Origin of the sequence: Endozoicomonas sp. (assembly GCF_031844845.1) — a bacterium.
Lineage (GTDB): Bacteria > Pseudomonadota > Gammaproteobacteria > Pseudomonadales > Endozoicomonadaceae > Endozoicomonas.
On the sequence record NZ_JAVRMB020000334.1, the window covers coordinates 1 to 19,167 of the forward strand.

14 protein-coding genes are annotated in these 19,167 nt (G+C 51.8%); 8 read left to right on the forward strand and 6 right to left on the reverse strand.

The window, feature by feature from the left end:
* The 5 genes from RM811_RS18490 to RM811_RS18510 form a co-directional block, all read right to left on the reverse strand.
* A partial coding sequence (locus RM811_RS18490; RefSeq protein WP_402527252.1) for a hypothetical protein occupies positions 1–255 on the reverse strand: 255 nt, incomplete at its 3' end.
* A gap of 569 nt (positions 256–824) precedes the next feature.
* Positions 825–2,327, reverse strand: coding sequence for a ribonuclease G (rng, locus tag RM811_RS18495; protein WP_402527253.1), 1,503 nt, complete (start codon positions 2,325–2,327; stop codon positions 825–827).
* A 312-nt stretch (positions 2,328–2,639) separates the two neighbouring features.
* On the reverse strand, positions 2,640–3,224 hold the full coding sequence (locus RM811_RS18500) for a Maf family protein (protein WP_402527254.1): 585 nt from the start codon (positions 3,222–3,224) through the stop codon (positions 2,640–2,642).
* Positions 3,225–3,685: 461 nt separating this feature from the next.
* The gene (locus RM811_RS18505; RefSeq protein WP_402527255.1) at positions 3,686–4,660 is read right to left on the reverse strand and encodes a KpsF/GutQ family sugar-phosphate isomerase; all 975 of its coding nucleotides are present in this window, start codon (positions 4,658–4,660) and stop codon (positions 3,686–3,688) included.
* A gap of 159 nt (positions 4,661–4,819) precedes the next feature.
* A complete protein-coding gene (locus RM811_RS18510) occupies positions 4,820–5,782 on the reverse strand; it encodes a calcium/sodium antiporter (RefSeq protein WP_402527257.1) in 963 nt (320 codons plus the stop codon).
* 234 nt (positions 5,783–6,016) lie between these two features.
* Between RM811_RS18510 and RM811_RS18515 the strand changes: the two genes are divergently transcribed.
* From RM811_RS18515 to RM811_RS18535, 5 genes are read left to right on the forward strand one after another with little or no spacing between them, the layout of a single operon-like run.
* Positions 6,017–6,859, forward strand: coding sequence for an ATP-binding cassette domain-containing protein (locus tag RM811_RS18515; protein ID WP_402527258.1), 843 nt, complete (start codon positions 6,017–6,019; stop codon positions 6,857–6,859).
* A complete protein-coding gene (mlaE, locus tag RM811_RS18520; RefSeq protein ID WP_402527259.1) occupies positions 6,856–7,650 on the forward strand; it encodes a lipid asymmetry maintenance ABC transporter permease subunit MlaE in 795 nt (264 codons plus the stop codon). Before RM811_RS18515 ends, mlaE begins: the two co-directional genes overlap by 4 nt.
* Before the next feature lies 1 nt (position 7,651).
* Positions 7,652–8,116: an outer membrane lipid asymmetry maintenance protein MlaD gene (gene mlaD, locus RM811_RS18525; RefSeq protein ID WP_402527260.1), complete on the forward strand. Its 465-nt coding sequence runs from the start codon at positions 7,652–7,654 to the stop codon at positions 8,114–8,116.
* 35 nt (positions 8,117–8,151) lie between these two features.
* Positions 8,152–8,835, forward strand: coding sequence for a phospholipid-binding protein MlaC (locus RM811_RS18530; protein ID WP_402527261.1), 684 nt, complete (start codon positions 8,152–8,154; stop codon positions 8,833–8,835).
* Between the two features lie 6 nt (positions 8,836–8,841).
* On the forward strand, positions 8,842–9,171 hold the full coding sequence (locus RM811_RS18535) for a lipid asymmetry maintenance protein MlaB (protein ID WP_402527262.1): 330 nt from the start codon (positions 8,842–8,844) through the stop codon (positions 9,169–9,171).
* On the opposite strand, the gene RM811_RS18540 is transcribed toward RM811_RS18535, so the two are convergent.
* Positions 9,168–10,199: a hypothetical protein gene (locus tag RM811_RS18540; RefSeq protein WP_402527263.1), complete on the reverse strand. Its 1,032-nt coding sequence runs from the start codon at positions 10,197–10,199 to the stop codon at positions 9,168–9,170. The genes RM811_RS18535 and RM811_RS18540 overlap by 4 nt on opposite strands.
* A gap of 361 nt (positions 10,200–10,560) precedes the next feature.
* Between RM811_RS18540 and RM811_RS18545 the strand changes: the two genes are divergently transcribed.
* From RM811_RS18545 to RM811_RS18555, 3 genes are all read left to right on the forward strand, one after another.
* On the forward strand, positions 10,561–10,812 hold the full coding sequence (locus tag RM811_RS18545; protein ID WP_402527264.1) for a BolA family protein: 252 nt from the start codon (positions 10,561–10,563) through the stop codon (positions 10,810–10,812).
* 10 nt (positions 10,813–10,822) lie between these two features.
* The gene (gene murA / locus RM811_RS18550; protein WP_402527265.1) at positions 10,823–12,085 is read left to right on the forward strand and encodes a UDP-N-acetylglucosamine 1-carboxyvinyltransferase; all 1,263 of its coding nucleotides are present in this window, start codon (positions 10,823–10,825) and stop codon (positions 12,083–12,085) included.
* 505 nt (positions 12,086–12,590) lie between these two features.
* A partial coding sequence (locus RM811_RS18555) for a hypothetical protein (RefSeq protein ID WP_402527267.1) occupies positions 12,591–19,167 on the forward strand: 6,577 nt, incomplete at its 3' end.

Genomic DNA, 19,167 nt, shown 5'->3' on the forward strand with positions numbered 1-19,167 from the left:
CTCAATCTGAAAGTCAGCATTTAAACGATCACTGAGAAAACGGGAGAGCTCAGGTAGCAGGACAGGCAATGAACTGAACATCAAGCGACCAGAGGCAACTATCACCACCAGAATGGTCAACCCTGTAATCAGAAGCCTCCAGCTCCACCTCATCAGACTATTGACCAGACACATACCGCCAGAGGGTGTCTTTACACTCTCTGGATTCTGACGGTGCGGAATATTCCGCTTAAGGCTGTTTAAAATTCGCTTCAACAACCGTAGCCCTGCCCTGACAAACTATTAGCCTGTCCAACATCAAACAAATGCATAACAGAAGTGACCATCAATAAAATCTCAATCCCAACTCAATAATGATCATTACAAAATGCTAAAAGACCGCTACCCGCTTTCCGCTGCCCGCCGCCCGTAAAAGCGACCCAGGATTTTTGCCATCTAGTTCACGGTCTAACTTACGACAACCTCGTTCCCATGCTCTGCGTGGGAATGCATACCGCACCCACCACACGCGAAACAACCGGAATAACACTCATGCACACCAGTACATAGTCAGGCTAAGTCTCATTCCAGCACATTGCGGCAATTCAAAAAGACCGCTACCCGCTTTCCGCTGCCCGCCGCCCGTAAAAGCGACCCAGGATTTTTGCCATCTAGTTCACGGTCTAACTTACGACAACCTCGTTCCCATGCTCTGCGTGGGAACGAGTCTGATTGGAGTTTCGCGACAGCCTCGCTCGACATGGGAACGAGGTTTAAAGGCCGCTGCCCGCAAAAGCGGCTCGGGCTTTTTCGGGTAGCGGGAAGCGGGAAGCGGGCGGCGTTCGTTATACCAGAACTACATCAAACTGCTCCTGAGTATAAATAGGCTCTACCTGAAAACGAATCGGCTTCTGAATAAACGCTTCAAGGTCAGCCACATTACTGGACTCTTCATCCAGTAAACGGTCAATCACCGCTTCAGATGCCAGCACCATATAACCGTCTCCATCATAAGCCCTGACAGCCCGGAGAATCTCCCGGAAGATCTCATAACATACCGTTTCTGGCGTTTTCAGTGTGCTTCGGCCTGCACAGGTTGGACAGGCTTCACACAATACATTTTCCAGGGACTCACGGGTTCGCTTGCGGGTCATCTCCACCAGACCAAGTTCACTGACTCCGGTGAAATTAGTCTTGGCGTGATCATGTTCCATCGCTTTTTCAAACGTTCGCTGAACCTGTCGCTGATGCTCCGAATCTTCCATGTCAATAAAGTCGATAATAATGATACCACCCAGATTCCGCAGGCGGAGCTGACGGGCGATGCACACTGCGGCCTCCAGATTGGTTTTGAAGATCGTCTCTTCCAGGTTACGGTGACCAACAAATGCGCCGGTATTTACGTCAATGGTGGACATTGCCTCAGTTTGATCAAGTATCAGGTAACCCCCTGACTTCAACTGAACCTTGCGACTTAACCCCTTATTAATTTCATCTTCAACACTGAATAAATCAAAGATTGGGCGTTCACCGGGATAGTATTCCACCCGACCATCGATCTCTGGCACCAGCTTTTTCACAAACTTTGAGACTTTCTCAAAGGTTTCCCTTGAGTCAACGCGAATCCTCTCAATATTGGGATTTACCAGGTCACGCATGGTTCTCAGGTGAAGAGGCAGGTCTTCATAAACATTAGCTGGCGCCGTGCTATTCTTGATATTTTCTTCAATGGTTTCCCACAGTCTGCGCAGGAAAAGAATATCCGCCCGAACCTCAGCTTCACCAATACCTTCCGCCGCCGTTCTTAAAATAAAGCCGCCGGGGTTTGCAGAACATTCAGAAGGACTTTCATTTTGACTGCCAAGACAGGACTCCACCAGCTGCCGCAGGCGATCACGCTCCTCAACATCATCTATACGAAGGGAAATGCCCACATGATTGTTTTTGGGCATATGCACCAGGTAACGGGCAGGGATTGAGATATGCGTTGTTAAACGAGCACCTTTGGTACCCAGGGGGTCTTTGGTTACCTGAACCACCAGAGACTGGCCTTCGTGTACCAGCTCATAAATAGGGCGTTCCTGACTATCTACACTGTTTTTTTCATGCCGGTTTTCCGACCTGGGGGTAATTTCACTGGCATGGATAAACGCCGCCCGCTCAAGACCTATATCGACAAAAGCAGCCTGCATTCCCGGTAGCACCCGGACTATCTTACCTTTATAAATATTGCCAACAATCCCGCGGCTTCGGGCCCGCTCGACATAGATCTCCTGCAACACCCCATTTTCAACCAGAGCCACCCGTGATTCCATGGGCGTGATATTCATGAGAATTTCTTCGCTCATCCTCGTCCCTCAATTCCTTAATGCATTGACCTGTAATGCCTGACTGATTGTTCAAAAATTGAGGCGCTACAGGTCAATACACTTTCACTAATCCTTTAGTCGAGCTTATGTATTAGTAGAAATAAAAACCGATTGTTCGATCATACCAGCAATTGGCGTCCGATTTTTGCTTCCTGACAAACTTTATACCAAAAAGTATTCCAACAGACTTTACCAGCGAAATATGCCTTTAGCATCCTTACTGAACGTACTGTTTTTGACCTGTGAAATCCTTATCCGGGCATTAAAATCCAGAATAAAAGCTTATCCCTGTCAAGCTTCCCAAATCGGAATATTAAAACGGGCAAGCAGACGGGACGTTTCCATTAGCGGCAGCCCAACCACCGCCGAATAACTACCAGAGATACTGGCAACCAGAACTGAGCCATAACCCTGAATACCATATGCCCCCGCTTTATCCATGGGTTCACCGGTGACAATATAGCTTTCAATTAACTGATCAGTCAGCTTATTGAAAACAACATCCGTTACAGAAAGTTCTGAATAGAGCTGATCACCATCCGTCAAGGCAACAGCAGTCATCACCTGATGGGTATTACCGGAAAGCATCGCCAATATGCGATGAGCATCTTCTGAATCCTGAGGTTTACCAAGAATCTGGTCATTACAGACAACCGTTGTATCCGCTGCCAGCAAAGGCATTTTCCCCGAGCCTGACGTCAGGACTTTCTGCCAGCCAGCCCCGGCTTTTTCCTGAGCCATTCTCAGTACATAGTCAGAGGGAACTTCCTGCTGGAACGGTGTTTCATCAATATCACAAATCAGCTTTTGAAAGGGTACGCCGATCTGTTGCAGCAGCTCGGCTCGCCGTGGGGACTGGGAGGCAAGATAGATCATGTTCAACTCTTTATTGGATGGTTATACGATGAACGCAGGAAGCGTCCAGAACCAGAGAAAGGGAGGATTAACTCCCAACCGTCATCCCCGCGCAGGCGGGGATCCACTGCTCGAGACAGACTCCCACTCTCGAGATAGATTCCCGCCTTCGAGGCTGTCGCAAAACCCACCAGGAACCTCGTTCCCACGCTCTGCGTGGGAATGCATAGCCAACCACAGGAATCGTGTCTGTGGTTGGGTCCTGGCGCTACCACGCAGGACCCACAGAGCCTAAAAGCGTGGGAGCGAGGAGGGTTTTGCGACAACCGCCTTCGCGACGATGACGGTCGGGGGGTGTTTTGCCCTTTTGCGACACCCTCCTTCGCGGGAAAGACGGCAGTGGTATAAATCTGCATTTAAGACCTTTTGTGACAACCTCTTTCGCGGGGATGACGACGGTATATTCTTGATGGCAGCTTCCCTTAAACCACACCTGCTTTCAGTAGGTCATGCATATTAATTGCACCAACAGCGTGCCGGTCTTCATCAACACAGATTAATGCATTGATTTTCCGGTCATCCATAATTTTCAGTGCTTCAGCGGCAAGAATATCCGGTGAAATTGTCGTGCACTTAATGCTCATGACATCATCAATGGTGGTGTTACGGGGGTCAGCACCCTGGTCAAGAGCGCGACGAAGATCACCGTCCGTGAAAATGCCAATCACCACATTGTTGTCATCAGTAATGGTGGTCATGCCCAGCCCTTTTTGGGTCATTTCCAGTAAAGCCCCGCCCAGATGTGTCCCTTGTTTGACCCTGGGGATGCGGTTACCTTCATGCATGATATCCTGTACTTTCAGCAGGAGTCTGCGTCCAAGGGCACCGCCCGGGTGTGAGAAAGCAAAGTCTTCGGCCGTAAAGCCTCTGGCCTCCAGCAAGGCAATGGACAGCGCATCACCCATGACCAGTTGAGTTGTGGTACTGGATGTGGGAGCAAGGTCAAGAGGGCAGGCTTCTTTATCAACACCGGTATTCAGATTGACTTCAGCGGCTTGAGCCAGTGTTGAGGCTGACTTTCCAGTCATGCTGATAACCGGGGCGCCCATGCGTTTGAACAGGGGCAGTAGCGTTACCACTTCAGCGGTCTCGCCAGAGTTTGAAATAGCGAGTACTACATCATTGGCGGTAATCATGCCCATATCGCCATGGCTGGCTTCACCGGGATGGACGTAAAAAGCCGGTGTGCCTGTGCTGGCAAGGGTTGCACTGATTTTACGAGCGATATGTCCGGACTTGCCCATACCTACCACAACAACTCTGCCCCGGCACTCCAGCATTAACCGGCAGGCTTTGCTGAAGTCTTCGCCAATGCGTGGCAGCATGGCTTCAATGGCATCTTTTTCTATCTGAATGGTGCGACGACCAATTTCAATAAAACTCTGGTCAGAGGTCATTTCTTTAAAGCCTTTTAGCCCGGTAATTAAATGCGTCTCAGCTTAATGGGTTGGTGGTTTGAAAACCAGCCATCTTTTTACGTAGTCCGCTGTCCGTAGTCCGCTGTCCGTAAAAGCCAGTCTTATCTTTTTCGGACTACGGACTACGGACAACGGCCATTAACCGTGCTGCATATAGAGCATGGCACCATAGCAACCGTAGCCAACCAGAAGGATGATGCCCGTATAACGTCCCAGTGTTTTGGGTTTTTTGCCAAACATGGTCATGGCTGCAACCAGAACGGTAAACGCCAGCATCACCGGATAATCCCTGGATATTACGGACTCGTTAAGTGGTCCCGGGGCCACCAGTCCTGGCATGGAAAGCACCGCCAGCAGGTTAAAAATATTGGAACCAATGACATTGCCAAGGGCGATGTCGTGGTGTCCTCTGAGGACGCTGGCAACGGATGCAGCCAGTTCCGGAAGGCTTGTTCCAATAGCGACAACGGTCAATCCCACAACCAGCTCGCTTACGCCCAGCAGAGTAGCGATCTGCGTGGCTCCCCAGACCAGAATCTGGGCACTGACCAGCAGCAGTACAAGGCCACCGATAAGTTCCAGGTAGGCCTTGCCTGAAGGCAGCTTCTCGATTTCTTCACTATCAACCAAAGGCTCTTCCGGGTGGGCTTTTTGCCAGTAGATCATCAGGTAGAGTGTGACGAACAGGCCAGATAGCAGCACCAGACTTTCGATAACGCCCAGGTAACTATTGATCAGGCAGGCGCCAGCAATGAGCGTCACTACCAGTAGCAAGGGGATTTCACGTTTAGCCAGTGCCGGCTTTACTGACAATGGCGCAATCAGAGCCGTTATACCCAGTACCAGTCCCATATTAGCGATATTGGAGCCAATGGCATTACCCACGGCGATATCGGTATGCCCTTGAAGGGCGGACATGAGTGATACCAGTATTTCAGGTGCAGACGTACCAATAGATACGACGGTCAAACCAATAAGCATTGGGGAGATACCCCAGTTTCTGGCAGTGGCGGCAGCGCCGCCAACAAAACGATCAGCACTCCAGGTTAGGAGTATGAAGCCAATAATAATGGCGACGATGGCATAGATGGCAGGACTCATTCCGGATGGTTTCTCAAGATTCTGTATAAAGAGGGATTTTATTGAAAATCAGGTGGGCAATGCAACCGCCTTCCAGTCTGAATTGACCATATATGGGTAAGAACTATCCGATAGAATTTAAGCCTTGCCGTCCAGATATTATTCAAGAAGGTGCAATAACGCAGTAAAACAGGTCATAATATTCTGTCTGGATGACTTTTTACTTCTGGTTTGTCGCAGGGATCTGCTTGCTCCATGATTAATTCTGTCTCTTCTTGTGAAGAAAACCGCATAGATAATTTTATCGAAATCCGTGGTCTGACCTATTACCGCGGTGCCCGGGTTATCTTTAATAATATCGATATGGATATCCCCCGTGGCAAGGTCGTGGGCATCATGGGACCGTCGGGTACCGGTAAAACCACGTTGCTTCGCCTGATTGGCCGACAGCTTCGACCCGACCAGGGTTCTATTGTGGTTGACGGTCAGGATCTTGCCGGTCTGTCGAGAGACCAGTTATTCGTACTGCGTCGTAAAATGGGCATGCTGTTTCAAAGCGGTGCCCTGTTCACTGACCTTACTGTCTTCGAAAACGTGGCCTTTCCCCTGCGTATCCACACACAGTTATCAGAATTAATGATAAACGACATTGTATTAATGAAACTTCATGCCGTGGGTTTACGTGGTGCATCGTCGTTGATGCCCAGTGAGTTATCCGGAGGGATGAATCGTCGTGTAGCACTGGCAAGGGCTATCGCTCTTGACCCGGAAATGGTGATGTATGATGAGCCATTTGTTGGCCAGGATCCCATCGCCATGGGCGTTCTGGTGGAGTTGATTCGCAAGTTGAATCAGGCCCTTGGGATAACCAGTATCATTGTTTCCCATGATCTCCATGAGACCGCCAGTGTTGCTGATTTACTTTATCTGATTGCCGATGGTGACGTGATTGGTTATGGAACGCCTGAGGAAATGCTGAACTCAAACGATGCCAGAGTGCGGCAGTTTATGCAGGGGATTCCGGATGGGCCGGTCCCTTTTCATTATCCGGCTGACGATTATCATGACGATTTACTGGATCCGGGGGGTATTCAATGAAGCTTGACGTACTGGATCGGCTGGCACAGCTCGGTCAGATTGGTCTTGGGTATCTTCAGTCCCTGGGGCGATCCGGTATTTTTCTGTTTCTGGCGATTTTTTCCCGGGCCGGTTTTAGTAACCGGGGTTTACTGCTCATTCAGCAACTGTATAACGTAGGAGTACTGTCGTTAATTATTGTGACCGTTTCCGGCCTCTTTATCGGTATGGTCCTGGGGTTGCAGGGTTACAGTATCCTGATTCGTTATGGCTCAGAAGGGGCGGTTGGACAGCTGGTGGCCCTGAGCCTGGTTCGGGAGCTGGGGCCAGTGGTCACTGCGCTTCTTTTTGCCGGGCGGGCGGGCTCTGCACTGACTGCAGAGATTGGTTTGATGAAAGTGACCGAGCAGCTTTCCAGTATGGAAATGATTGGTGTCGATCCTTTGAAAAGGATTGTCGCCCCCCGTTTCTGGGCCGGTGTTATCTCACTGCCGCTACTGACTGCCATCTTCAATCTGGTGGGGATTCTTGGTGGTGTTATGGTCGGGGTCGACTGGCTGGGTATTTATGAAGGGTCATTCTGGACTGGCATGCAGCAGTCGGTTGATTTTGTCAACGATGTCGGCAACGGCATGGTGAAAAGCCTGGTTTTTGGTATTGTGGTGACCTGGATTGCTGTTTTCCAGGGATATGATGCAATCCCGACTTCAGAAGGCATCGGTCGTGCAACAACAAGGACTGTGGTTTACTCCTCCCTTGCTGTACTTGGACTGGATTTTATTTTGACCGCCGTCATGTTTGGAGAACTATAAGATGCGGATGCGTACGCTAGAAATCAGTGTAGGCGCCTTTATGCTGGCGGGAGTGCTGGCACTGGTGGCTATGGCGATAAAGGTCAGCGGTCTTTCCCCGAAAAGCGGCGGTGAAACCTATGAGCTTCATGCTTATTTTGATAACGCCGGATCCCTGAAATCCCGGTCAAAAATTTCCATGGCGGGCGTGACCATTGGCAAGGTTGAAAAAGTGACGCTGGATAAAAATACCTATATGGCCAAAGTGGTGATGGATATTGATCAGCGTATCGATAATATTCCCATCGACAGTACTGCCGCGATTGTAACGGCGGGTCTTCTGGGTGAGCAGTACATCAGCATCAGTATTGGTGGTGATGAGGAGTATCTGCGCAATGGTGAACGTTTTGAAGATACTCAGTCAGCGCTCATTCTCGAGGAGCTGATTGGTAAGTTTCTTTTGGGTACAGTCAATAAAGGTGAGTAGGCCTGCTTCTCCCCGGTTAGTGGATGGAATGGACAATGAAACGCAATAAAAACTTTCTGACTGTTCTGGCGATGCTTTTTTTGCAGTGGTCATCCGCTGTTTTTTCAGCAGAGCAGGCCATTCAGTCGCCACAGCAGGATGTGGAAAAGATTACCCGTGGACTGCTGGCTACATTAGAGAAAAATATAGATGGCTACAAAAAGAACAGTGATGCTTTCATCGTAGAGGTAGATCGCCAGCTGTCACCGGTGATCGCGTTTGATTCTATTGCCCGGGGGGTGATGGGTAAATATTCCCGTCGTGCAAAGCCAGGGCAACTTGAGCAGTTCTCGTCTGTTTTTAAAGACAGTTTGATCAGCTTCTATGGTAAGGCTTTGCTGAAGCTGGATGACACCCGGCTGACTATCGAAAAAGTCGATGCAGTTCCTGAATCTGTGCTGAATGATTATAAAGCCGGTAAGGCGCGACTGATTCCTGTTGATATGACGGTAAGAACCTCGTCGGGTACTGTTGCCATTTCTTATTCCATGGTCCATCAGGATGGGCGCTGGAAACTGAGAAATATTATTGTTGATGGCATTAATATCGGAATCCAGTTCCGGAACCAGTTTGCGGGTGCCATGAGTAAGCATCGGGATATTCAGTACGTGGTTGATTACTGGCCAGAGATTATGAAGGGTAATGCTGTTGCTTCGGCGGCGGATAAAAAGGGCGGATAAAAAATTATGACGCTGGATGTGCTGGCTCACGGGCGACTTAAACTCAGTGGTGCGATTACCGTCGATACCGCCCCGGCCATAGAGAAACAGGGGCGTGAGTTGCTGTTAGCCAGCATTTGCCCATCACAGGCGCCGCATGCTGCAGATCATTGGGAAATCAGTCTGCAGGGGGTTACTCAGGCCGATAGCTCTGCTTTATCGGTGTGTCTTTCCTGGATCCGGTTGGCTCGTGAAGAGGATAAAACCATCGCTTTTACCAACATTCCCCATAAGCTGGAAGCCCTTGCCCAGGTTTGCGGTATTCATCAGTTGTTAGTAAGCCTGAGCAGTTCTTAAACTCTCGTTTCACTCCAGTCCAAATCATTACCGTCTGGCTGTTGTGGTGGTACAACTTCATCATAAGTTGGTGGTGGTTCAGCAGCAGCATCAGTTGGCGGTACTAAAATTTGATCATAAGCTGGCGGTGGTGGTTCAGCATCATCGGTTAGCTGTGCTAAAACTTCCTCATAGGTTGGGGGGTGGTCTGTCTGCAATCTGGAATATAACGGGATGTTCTCCGAGCTTCCTGCGGCAAGCTGGCCCATTGATAAACGAGCAGCTACCTGTCGCTGTATTCTGACCAGGCGATACCCCATATAGCAGCAGCTTACAAAGACGAATGCTCCAATTACTGTGGCAGCCAGAGCGACAGAAGAGATAGCCGATTCTTCATCTTTATTGGTTCCAGCTGTGAAGCTATTGACAGAGACAGGGCAGTCACGCTCATCTGAACCATTACCGCAATCATAATAGCCATCACATTGCATGGTTTGTGAAATGCATTTTGTGTTTTCGCATCTAAATCGGCCTAACTCTTTACATTTAGCCTGAGTGCAATTCCACTCATCTGAACCATCACTGCAAACGGTCCAACTATCACACCGATGCCAGAGACTAAAGCAAGTCCCGTCGCATGCATGCCTGTCAGGTCCACAATCAAGAGCCTGTACCACCCGTAACTGAGTCCATAAAGTACCCAGCATGATAACCGTTGTCTTACCGATTGGGAGCCTGTCAGCCAGTTGGACTGAACTCATGGCCGCGGCTACGGTAAGGTCTGCCGCCTTGCCCAGCAGTGCCCCGCCTGTTTGCAAGCCCCTGATGATAAAAGACCGGGCAGAGCGGTATAAAAGAGGCAGGGTAGTAATACTCGACTTGACATGGGGATTGGCTACGATCTTTATGGTCGGCGTGCCGGGGAGGGTAATAGTCTTGCCGTGGTGGCGGGCCATCGGGCCTTTGGAGGCAAACGATGTTTTGGTCTGTGATTTGTTAACACCGGCAGAATAGCCGCATCTCAACGAACCGCCTATGGCTGAATCCATAAACTACTACTCACTATATGCAAAGTGGGAGTTATTATTCACCTTGATTGGTGTCAGTCTTGAACCTGCAGGCTCACTTTAAAACTGGCCAAAGGGTTAGGGTTGAACCCGGAAAATGAGTGAAATTCACCGGACAAGCCCTAGCGAGGTTAGTCGGTTTTTGTACTACTTGCCTGACGACATTTGATATCGCCTGAATTGGTAAATACGCTTTCCAGGCGATTTTCTGGAGGCTTATGAAAAATGATTCTGTAAAATAAGCTGGCATCCGGTGCTATTCATGCAAGCCGCTCTCGGATATTATTAGCCGTTTTACCCCCCCCCTTTAATTCCTGAATGTTATTCCCAGAGAGGTTGGATCATGCAAGCCGATGAGGTCAAGGCGCTGCTGGAAAAAGCGATTGCAGACTCGCAAGTGATGGTTGAAGGAGAAGGCTGTGATTTTCGCCTGACCATCATCAGCGACCAGTTTGAAGCCATGAGGCCCGTCCAGCGGCAGCAGATGATCTACGCCCACCTGAACCCGTTTATCACCAGCGGAGCCATTCACGCAGTGACGATGGTGGCTCTGACCACTGCCGAACGGGCCAGACAACTGGATAACCAGGACTAAGTGAGAAACCATGGATAAACTGATTATCACCGGTGGCGTGCGTCTTGATGGAGAGATCAGAATCTCTGGCGCCAAGAACGCTGCCCTGCCCATCCTGGCGGCCACTCTGATGGCTGACTCTCCGGTCACTGTGTGTAACTTGCCCCACCTGCACGATATAACCACCATGTGTGAGCTGTTTGGCTGCATGGGGGTTGAGCTGCTGGTGGATGAAAAGATGAACGTTGAGGTTCATGCCAGCACCATTAAACAGCTCAAGGCGCCCTACGAGCTGGTTAAAACCATGCGTGCTTCCATTCTGGTGCTGGGCCCGCTGCTGGCAAAATTCAAGGCGGCGGAAGTTTCACTGCCCGGTGGCTGTGCTATTGGCAGTCGTCCGGTGGATTTGCACATCAAAGGCCTGGAGGCCATGGGTGCTGATATTGCTGTTGAAGACGGCTATATCAAAGCCAGTGTCAAAGGTCGTCTGAAAGGTGCCCATATCCTGATGGAAACCGTGACGGTGACCGGCACGGAAAATATTTTGATGGCTGCTACGCTGGCCGATGGTGAAACCATCATTGAGAATGCGGCCCGCGAACCCGAAGTGGTTGATCTGGCAGAATGCCTTATTACCATGGGCGCCAAAATTGAAGGTCACGGTACCGATAGGATCCGTATTCAGGGTGTTGAGCGGCTCCATGGCTGTACTTATTCAGTACTGCCTGATCGTATTGAAACCGGAACCTACCTGATTGCCGCAGCGGCTACCGGAGGTCGGATTCGTCTGAAGGACACACAGCCTGATATTCTGGATGCCATTCTGATCAAACTTCGTGAAGCCGGTGCCTCCGTAGAGTGGGGTGATGACTGGATTGAGCTGGATATGAAGGGCCGGCGTCCTAAAGCCATTGACCTGACAACGGCGCCTTATCCTGCGATGCCAACGGATATTCAGGCTCAGTTTACGGCACTCAATATTATTGCTGAAGGTACCGGCCGGATTACTGAAACCGTGTTTGAAAACCGCTTCATGCATGTTCAGGAAATGACGCGCATGGGCGCAGATGTTGATGTTGAAGGCAATACCGTTATTATCAAAGGTGTTGAACAACTGAAGGCCGCTCCAGTGATGGCGACGGACCTCAGAGCTTCTGCCAGTCTGGTCATCGCGGGCCTCGTTGCAGAAGGTGAAACGGTGATTGAGCGTATCTACCACATTGACCGTGGTTACGAGTGTATCGAAGAAAAACTCCAACAACTTGGCGCCAGAATTCGCCGCGTTCCTGCCTGATTTACACTTCTTTTCTCTTTGCTTACCCTGATTTTCGGCTTTCTGGTCAAAAATCAGGGAACTTTTCTTTTCTTTTTCATTCCAATAAGACGGCCGTTTCATTTATTTTTAAGAATGGTTTTTGTTTTAAAGCCTGTGAAATCAAATAGATAATAAAGCACCTGTCAGTCAGGTGGGTTTTTCTAACCCGTTTGTTACTGAATGATAAGAGCTATTTTATTATAAAAATGTGTCAGGCAGTGGAATGGAGTCTTAGTGAATGACGTTGGGGCCGAGTATTATTCATCAGGTCATAACCGGTGTTAATGGATCTTCTGCTAGCACTCCGAGCAGGGGTAGTGGCCCCGTTCGCCTTAATTATTGTGCTGCAAATCAAGGTAATAGAAATACCCTTCAATCTCAGCTGAATCCCTCTCCTGAGAACCAGTCCTCGCTTAGAGACCGTCAGCGAATTGTTATAGTCCCGGGGCAAAATCGGTTATTTGCAGACAGTACTAATCCAGCCATGGATAGTGGTTCACAAACTGAAGTTGCTCAGCATTCTCCATCAATAGCGGGGGCTCAAGCCGAAAGTGAACAAGCAGATGCTTCAACCTCATCACATGAGAGAAACGTACCCACTCACTCACCCTTGCCTGCTATTGATCATTCATTCCGATTCAGGGCTGCCAGTCCATGCTTCTCTGATACATCAAATACATCAAATACATCAAATACATCAAGCTGTGAGTATTTTGATTGCGGTGACACTCAAGGGCGGGCAGCTACAGCTCACAGGGTTCGAGCTGATCTGGCGGGGGCTGAATCTTCAGAAAGTTCGGGTGATGAGTATGAGGAGGCTCGCAGGGTTATCCATGTCTACCATGACCTATACCTCAAGTTCCTGAAAAGAGTTCATGAGGCCTTTCATCAAGGCGCCGGTTTCAGCGTCAGGCGGATCAGTCATCAGGAAAGTACTGAACAGGCCGGCGCTATCAATATCGGCAGCTCCCCAGGGCAACCAGAAGAGGTGAATAGTTCTGCTGAAGAGCCTGGTGGCACTGGAAGCAGCCGTTGGAGGGTTCTCGCTGCACCTCGTGCCTTGTTCAGTTCTCTGCAAAAGGCTATTGGAATCCCAAAGTGGTTAGTGAATCGGATTGTCACTGTTGTCGCTGAATCGCAAGTAAAAAAAATATTCCAAAAAATACCTGCCCAGAAGGCTTTGGCCAAGGCAATAACCCGGGTTTTCATCAATGAACTCAAGCAAGCCACTTCGCTGACAATAAATGCTGCAGACATGTGGGGTGGATATAGTGATAGGGTCGAGGGTGAAGATGCCCTGATTAATGGCTTCACACGAGCCGTCTCTCCCATCCTGTTTCATCTGATTCACCAGGTTTGCCTTGATAAATTAAGTTGGGCTGATACAGACGAGGGGCAAAAAAGTGTCCAAAGCATTTTTGTCAGTTTGATAGCGCATGTCCTGAATTTATCGAGACCCTCCCCGGGACAGGCTGATACAGAAGGTAACTGTGTTGATAATACGTTGGATAAAGGTATCGCTTCTGCATTGCAGTCAGGCAGTGCTTTTGTTGATAAAACAATGGCAGGAATTGATTCTCAATGTATCAGGCAGATCGTTGATCAAGCATTAGCCCGAATGATGGCTGAAGGGATAGAGCTGACAGAAAGAAATTTTGATGAGCTTCTGGCCCGGGTAAAGGAAATTATCACTAGTACTCTGATAAAAATTCATGCTGATACAGTTCAGGTATTCAGTGAATGGAATGAGCGCGATCCAGAGGATATTAAGTCAGAGCGAAACCGGCTTATCGGGCAGGTAGAGAAAGTATGCAGTTCAATCTTGCAACAGTACGGTTCAACAATTGCCACATTCTTTGGCACTGAGACGCGCATTACCGGTGCATTGAATGAGCTGCTGGATGAGTTTGTTAACCTGTTTCGCGATTCAAAACAATTTGAAGAGAAACTCAATAAAGCAGTTGAAGCTTTTGAGCCATTTATTATTCCAAAAATTAAAGCTCATCTTGAAACGTTAAAACGAGATGCAAAGAGCTGTGAAGAAAACGGTACTGGTTTTAAAACACTGGTTCATAAGGCCATAGACAGAAGTAATAGACCACCGTCAGCTATTCAGGATTCTGGTAATCAACCTGTCGCCATATCCTCTGTTTCAGCAAGCACAAGTACAGCAGGGCAGCCAGCAGCGGGCGATGAACCGGTAAACTCTCCTGCTACGTTTTCTGCTGATTCAAGGGCAGATGAGCATCATATTGATAAATGGCCTGCAACCCGTCAGGCGGTCATTCGGGAAGGCAGCAAGGCAGCAGGCGATGTGGCCGCCCTTGCGATTGGTGAGTTCCGGGACAATCTGGAAACGGTGCGGGTTGTGATGGCACCGCATATAGAAGCGGTAATGACTGAGGCGGTCACCGAAGGTGCAGCCTTTATGGCCCGGCGCAACGGTGAGCGGAAGCGACCCGATACGATCCCGGGCTTCACGGCGGCCATGACGCCGTGGCTAACGACATCGGTTGTAGAGTTGTTAAGCCATCCACTGAAGTCCGGGCAGACCGTGACCGATGTCCGGGAAGCTGCAGCCGCGGCGTTAACCCCGGACGGGAACGGGGCCAAAGATAAAGACTCAGTGAGCAAGCCTGTACAGGTTGCAGAACGGGTCATAAAAGAAGGGATGGCGGGAGTACTCCGTCAGGGTGCCAGCCAGCTGGAGCAAGGTCTGAGTCAACTGCCCCATGGGAACCTGAAGCGTTTAGCCGGTGATTTTATTCTGCACAGCACACAGGATGGTGCTGCCTGGCTGGAAGGCCTGGTGCAAGAACTTTACACCGGCGGTGCCAGTGACCAGGCCGTCGTCACCAGGGTGATGGACAGTGTGACCCGGGAGATCGTTGCCGCTCAGCGTGAGCTGGTTCAGGGGGTGATTAACTGGGTGCGGGAGCAGGACCCCCAGGCTCAGGGGCAGCAGCCCCACCGTCAGCAGCTGATCAACCTGTTGACCTCGCGGGCCTGTTCACTGGCGATCCCGGCGGTGAATGATGTTGCCAGCCAGGTGGTGGAGAAAACCGGACAGGCCCATCAGCAGGTGATCAACGATGCCTTACCGTATCTTCTGGAGCAGCTAGACAAAGATCATAGGCTGGAAAGCTTGATGGGCTACGGTGTGGACTGGCTGACGGTCTGGGTAGGCGAGCATGGACAACTAATTGATCGGGAGGTTGAAACTCAGGCTGCATCATTGGTAGCTGAGATTTTCAAGGGGTTGGAGTCCACCATTTACAGCCAACTGAAAGCCCTGCGCGATGGTGCGGCAGAGGTTGGCAAGAAGGGTGAGAGTGCGGTGACCCTTGCCCGCTCGGTTCGCCGGATGGCGGATGCGCTGGAATCTGGGGATGAGAATGAAGAGTTGATCGGCCTGGCCGGCCTGCCTGGGGATCCTGCGGATAGCGGGGATGACGAGCGATCCGGGCAGGATGTGTGGACAGGCACCCGGCAGGCGATGACCCGGGAAGGCAGTCAACTGGCCGGCGATGTGGCCGGCCTGGCCATCGGTGAGCTCCGGGACAACCTGGAGACGGTGCGGGCCGTGGTGACGCCACATATCAACGCGGTGATGACTGAGGCGGTCAACGAAGGTGCGGCCTTCATGGCCCGGTGCAACGGTGAGCAGGAGCGGCCGGGTACGATCCCGGGCTTCACGACAGCGATGACGCCGTGGCTGACGACATCGGTCGTTGACCTGTTAAGCCGACGACTGAAGTCCGATCCGTGGTGTGAGGAGACCGTGACCGATGTCGAAGAAGCGGCAGCCGCGGCGTTAACCCCGGGGGGGAACAGGGCCAGAGACAAAGACCCAGTGAACAAGCCGGCAGAGGCTGCAGAACGGGTCGTAAAAGAAGAGATCGCGGGAGTACTTCGTGAGGGTGCCAACCAGCTGGAGAAGGGCCTGAGTCAATTGCCCCATGCGAATCTGAAGCGGTTGGCCAGTGACTTTATCCTGCACAGTACCCAGAAAGGGGCTGACTGGCTGGAAGCCCTCGTGAAAGAGCTTTACACCAGCGGTGCCAATGACCAGACCATCGTTGCGAAAGTGCAGGACAAGGTAACCGGGGAGATCGTTGCCGCTCAGTGTGAGTTGGTTCAGGGGGTGATTAACTGGGTGCGGGAGCAGGGCCCCCAGGTTCCGGGTAAGGAACCTCATCGTCAACAGCTGATCAACCTGTTGACCTCGCGGGTTCAGTCACTGGTGGCCCCAGCGGTGAATGATGTTGCCAGCCGGGTGGTGGAAAAAACCGGACAGCCCCCACAAAAGGTGATCAACGATGCTTTACCGTACCTTCTGGAGCAGTTTGACAGAGATCATAAGCTGGACAGTCTGATGGGTTACGGTGTGGACTGGCTGACGGATTGGGTAGATAAAGACGAACAGAGGCAGATAATTGCGCAGGAGATTGAAACCCAGACCAAATCGCTGGTGGCCGAGATTGCCAGGGGGCTGGAGTCTACCATTCACGAACAGCTGAAAGCCCTGCGCGATGGTGCGGCAGAGGCAGGGCAGAAGGGTGGGAATGCGGTGACCCTTGCCCGCTCTGTTCGCCGGATGGCGGATGCGCTGGACTCCGGGGGTGATGAGTTGATCGGCCTGGCCTGCCTGCCCGGGGAGGCTTTGGATAGCGGGGATGACGAGCGACCCGGGCAGGATGTGTGGGCAGATACCCGGCAGGCAGTTATTCATGAAGGTAGCCAGGCAGCCGGGGCATTTGCCGGGCTTGGAATTGATGAAATCAGAGAGAGACTGGACACGGTTCGGTCAATCGTTACTCCCCATATCAGCGAAGTCATGAAGGTCATTGTTACCGAAGGTGCAGCCTTCGGTGCCCGGCGTAATGGTGATGAGGCTGCGTCGCCGGGAATATCAGCCCTGACCGGTGCCGTGCCCCCCTGGTTGGCGACAACGGTCGTGGAGCAGCTAAACCGGAAGTTGCTTTCTGATGCGTGGAAACAAGAAATTGTGAGCGATGTTCAGCAGGAGGCTGAACAGGCGCTGACTCCGAGTGATGAGACAGAAGAAGGTACACCGGCGCAGCAGGGCAAGCCTCCGGTGCTGATTCCGGTTGCTGACCGGTTGCTGACCGAAGGGATCGCTGAAGTGCTGTGGCAGGGGGTTGACCAGCTGGAACAGGCCATGGAAAAGCTGCCGTTTGACAGTCTGAAACAGCTGGCCAGCGACGCCGTCCTGCAAGGTGCACAGGCGGGTGCCGGGTGGCTGGATATGCTGGTGAATGACCTGTTTGCGGATGACGGGGTGGTGGTCTCCCGGGTGATCGAGGCGGTAACCGGGCAACTGGTCACTGCTCAGCAGTCGCTGGTTCAGGACGTGATTGGCTGGGTGCGAAAACAGGACGGTGATGGGCAGAAGCCCCATCGTCAACAGCTGCTGGATGTACTGATACCCAGAGTCAAGTCACTGGTGGACCCGTTGGTGAGTGATGCTGCCGGGCAGATGGCGGAGAAAATGGATCAGGACCGGCAGCAGGTGAAGGACGGGGTGATGCCGTACCTGCGGAGCCAGCTCAGCCAAGGGCAATCGCTGACGAGCATGGTGGGTTACAGTGTGGACTGGCTGACGCAGTGGATAGACGACAATGGGCTGATAATTACGGGTGATGTGGAAGCCCGTGTCCGGGCAATGATGCAGGCCGCCGCGCCGGAGTTGAAAAACCTCATCCATGAGCGTCTGGCAACCCTGCGTTTGGCCGCCAGGAAAAGCCAGCAGTCAGGAGAAGGTGTCGTTACCACGTTGCGGCGGACGGCGAAAGAGCTGGTCCCGGGCAATGATGACAGCATTGGCCTGACCGCCATCGACTCCCTGAACGAGTTGGATACGGATGGCGAAGGTCAGCGGGATTCGGATCACAGGACAGGTACCCGACAGGCGATGGTCCGGGAAGGCAGTCAACTGGCGGGCGATATGGTCGAGCTGGCCATCGGTGAGTTCCGGGATAACCTGGAGATGGTACGCTCTGTGATGACGCCGCACATCAAAGAGGTGATGACCGAGGCGGTCACCGAAGGCGCGGCCTTCATGGCTCAGCGCAATGGTGAGCAGGAGCGACCCGGTACGATTCCGGACTTCACGGCAGCGATGGAGCCGTGGCTGACGACATCAGTTGTTGAACTGTTAAGCCGGAAGCTAATGTCCGAGGCGTGGAAAGCGGAGTTCATCGACGATGTCCGGGAATTCGCCGTTGAGGCTCTGGGGCCGGATAGTGAAGCAGGAGACGGAACAGACCCGCTGCAGCACAAGCCATCGGTGATTAGCATTGTGGCCGACCGGGCACTGGGTGCAGAGATGGCCGATGATTTGCAGCAGGTTGCGGGTCCGTTGCAATCGGCGATCCGGGAACTGCCCTTTGCCAGCCTGCAGAAGCTGACCAGTGAGTTTATTCTGTGCAGTACACGGGAGGGCGCGGTCTGGCTGGACAGGCTGGTTGGCGAGGTATTTGACGGGGGTGACGATGAGGTGTCCGTGGTTTCGAAGGTGATGGAAACCGTGACCGGGGAAGTGGTTGCCATCCAGCGTCAACTGGTTCAGGGCGCAATCGACTGGATTCAGGGACAGGGTTTCCCGCCACAAGGTCAGGAGTCCCGCCGTCAACAACTGGTTAACCTGCTGAGCCCGCGGGTTCGGTCATTGGTAAACCCGGTAGTCGGTGATGTGGCCGGGCAGCTGGCAGGCGTCGTCGTGCCGTACCTTCAGCAGCAGCTGGCAAAGGACAACAATCTGGAGACGCTGGTGGGCCACAGCGTCGACTGGCTGATGGACTGGGTAAATGATCATGGGCAGGTAATTGATCAGGATGTGAAAAGCCATGTGCAGGGTCTGTTGAAGCAGGCCACACCGGAACTGGAAGCTGCAATCCACAAGCGGCGGGCCACCCTCAGAGGTGCAGCGGCAGCAAGCGCTGAGCAGGGTGAGGATGTCGTGGCCTTTGCCCGGCAGGCAGCGAAAGACCTGGATCCGGACCACATTGCTGACCCGGAGCTGGTTGGCCTGGCCGCAC

Coding starts and splice junctions, on each gene's coding strand:
- rng (WP_402527253.1), bottom strand. CDS start 2,327: ATGAGCGAAGAAATTCTCATGAATATCACGCCCATGGAATCACGGGTG.
- RM811_RS18500 (WP_402527254.1), bottom strand. CDS start 3,224: ATGATCTATCTTGCCTCCCAGTCCCCACGGCGAGCCGAGCTGCTGCAA.
- RM811_RS18505 (WP_402527255.1), bottom strand. CDS start 4,660: ATGACCTCTGACCAGAGTTTTATTGAAATTGGTCGTCGCACCATTCAG.
- RM811_RS18510 (WP_402527257.1), bottom strand. CDS start 5,782: ATGAGTCCTGCCATCTATGCCATCGTCGCCATTATTATTGGCTTCATA.
- RM811_RS18515 (WP_402527258.1), top strand. CDS start 6,017: ATGATTAATTCTGTCTCTTCTTGTGAAGAAAACCGCATAGATAATTTT.
- mlaE (WP_402527259.1), top strand. CDS start 6,856: ATGAAGCTTGACGTACTGGATCGGCTGGCACAGCTCGGTCAGATTGGT.
- mlaD (WP_402527260.1), top strand. CDS start 7,652: ATGCGGATGCGTACGCTAGAAATCAGTGTAGGCGCCTTTATGCTGGCG.
- RM811_RS18530 (WP_402527261.1), top strand. CDS start 8,152: ATGAAACGCAATAAAAACTTTCTGACTGTTCTGGCGATGCTTTTTTTG.
- RM811_RS18535 (WP_402527262.1), top strand. CDS start 8,842: ATGACGCTGGATGTGCTGGCTCACGGGCGACTTAAACTCAGTGGTGCG.
- RM811_RS18540 (WP_402527263.1), bottom strand. CDS start 10,199: ATGGATTCAGCCATAGGCGGTTCGTTGAGATGCGGCTATTCTGCCGGT.
- RM811_RS18545 (WP_402527264.1), top strand. CDS start 10,561: ATGCAAGCCGATGAGGTCAAGGCGCTGCTGGAAAAAGCGATTGCAGAC.
- murA (WP_402527265.1), top strand. CDS start 10,823: ATGGATAAACTGATTATCACCGGTGGCGTGCGTCTTGATGGAGAGATC.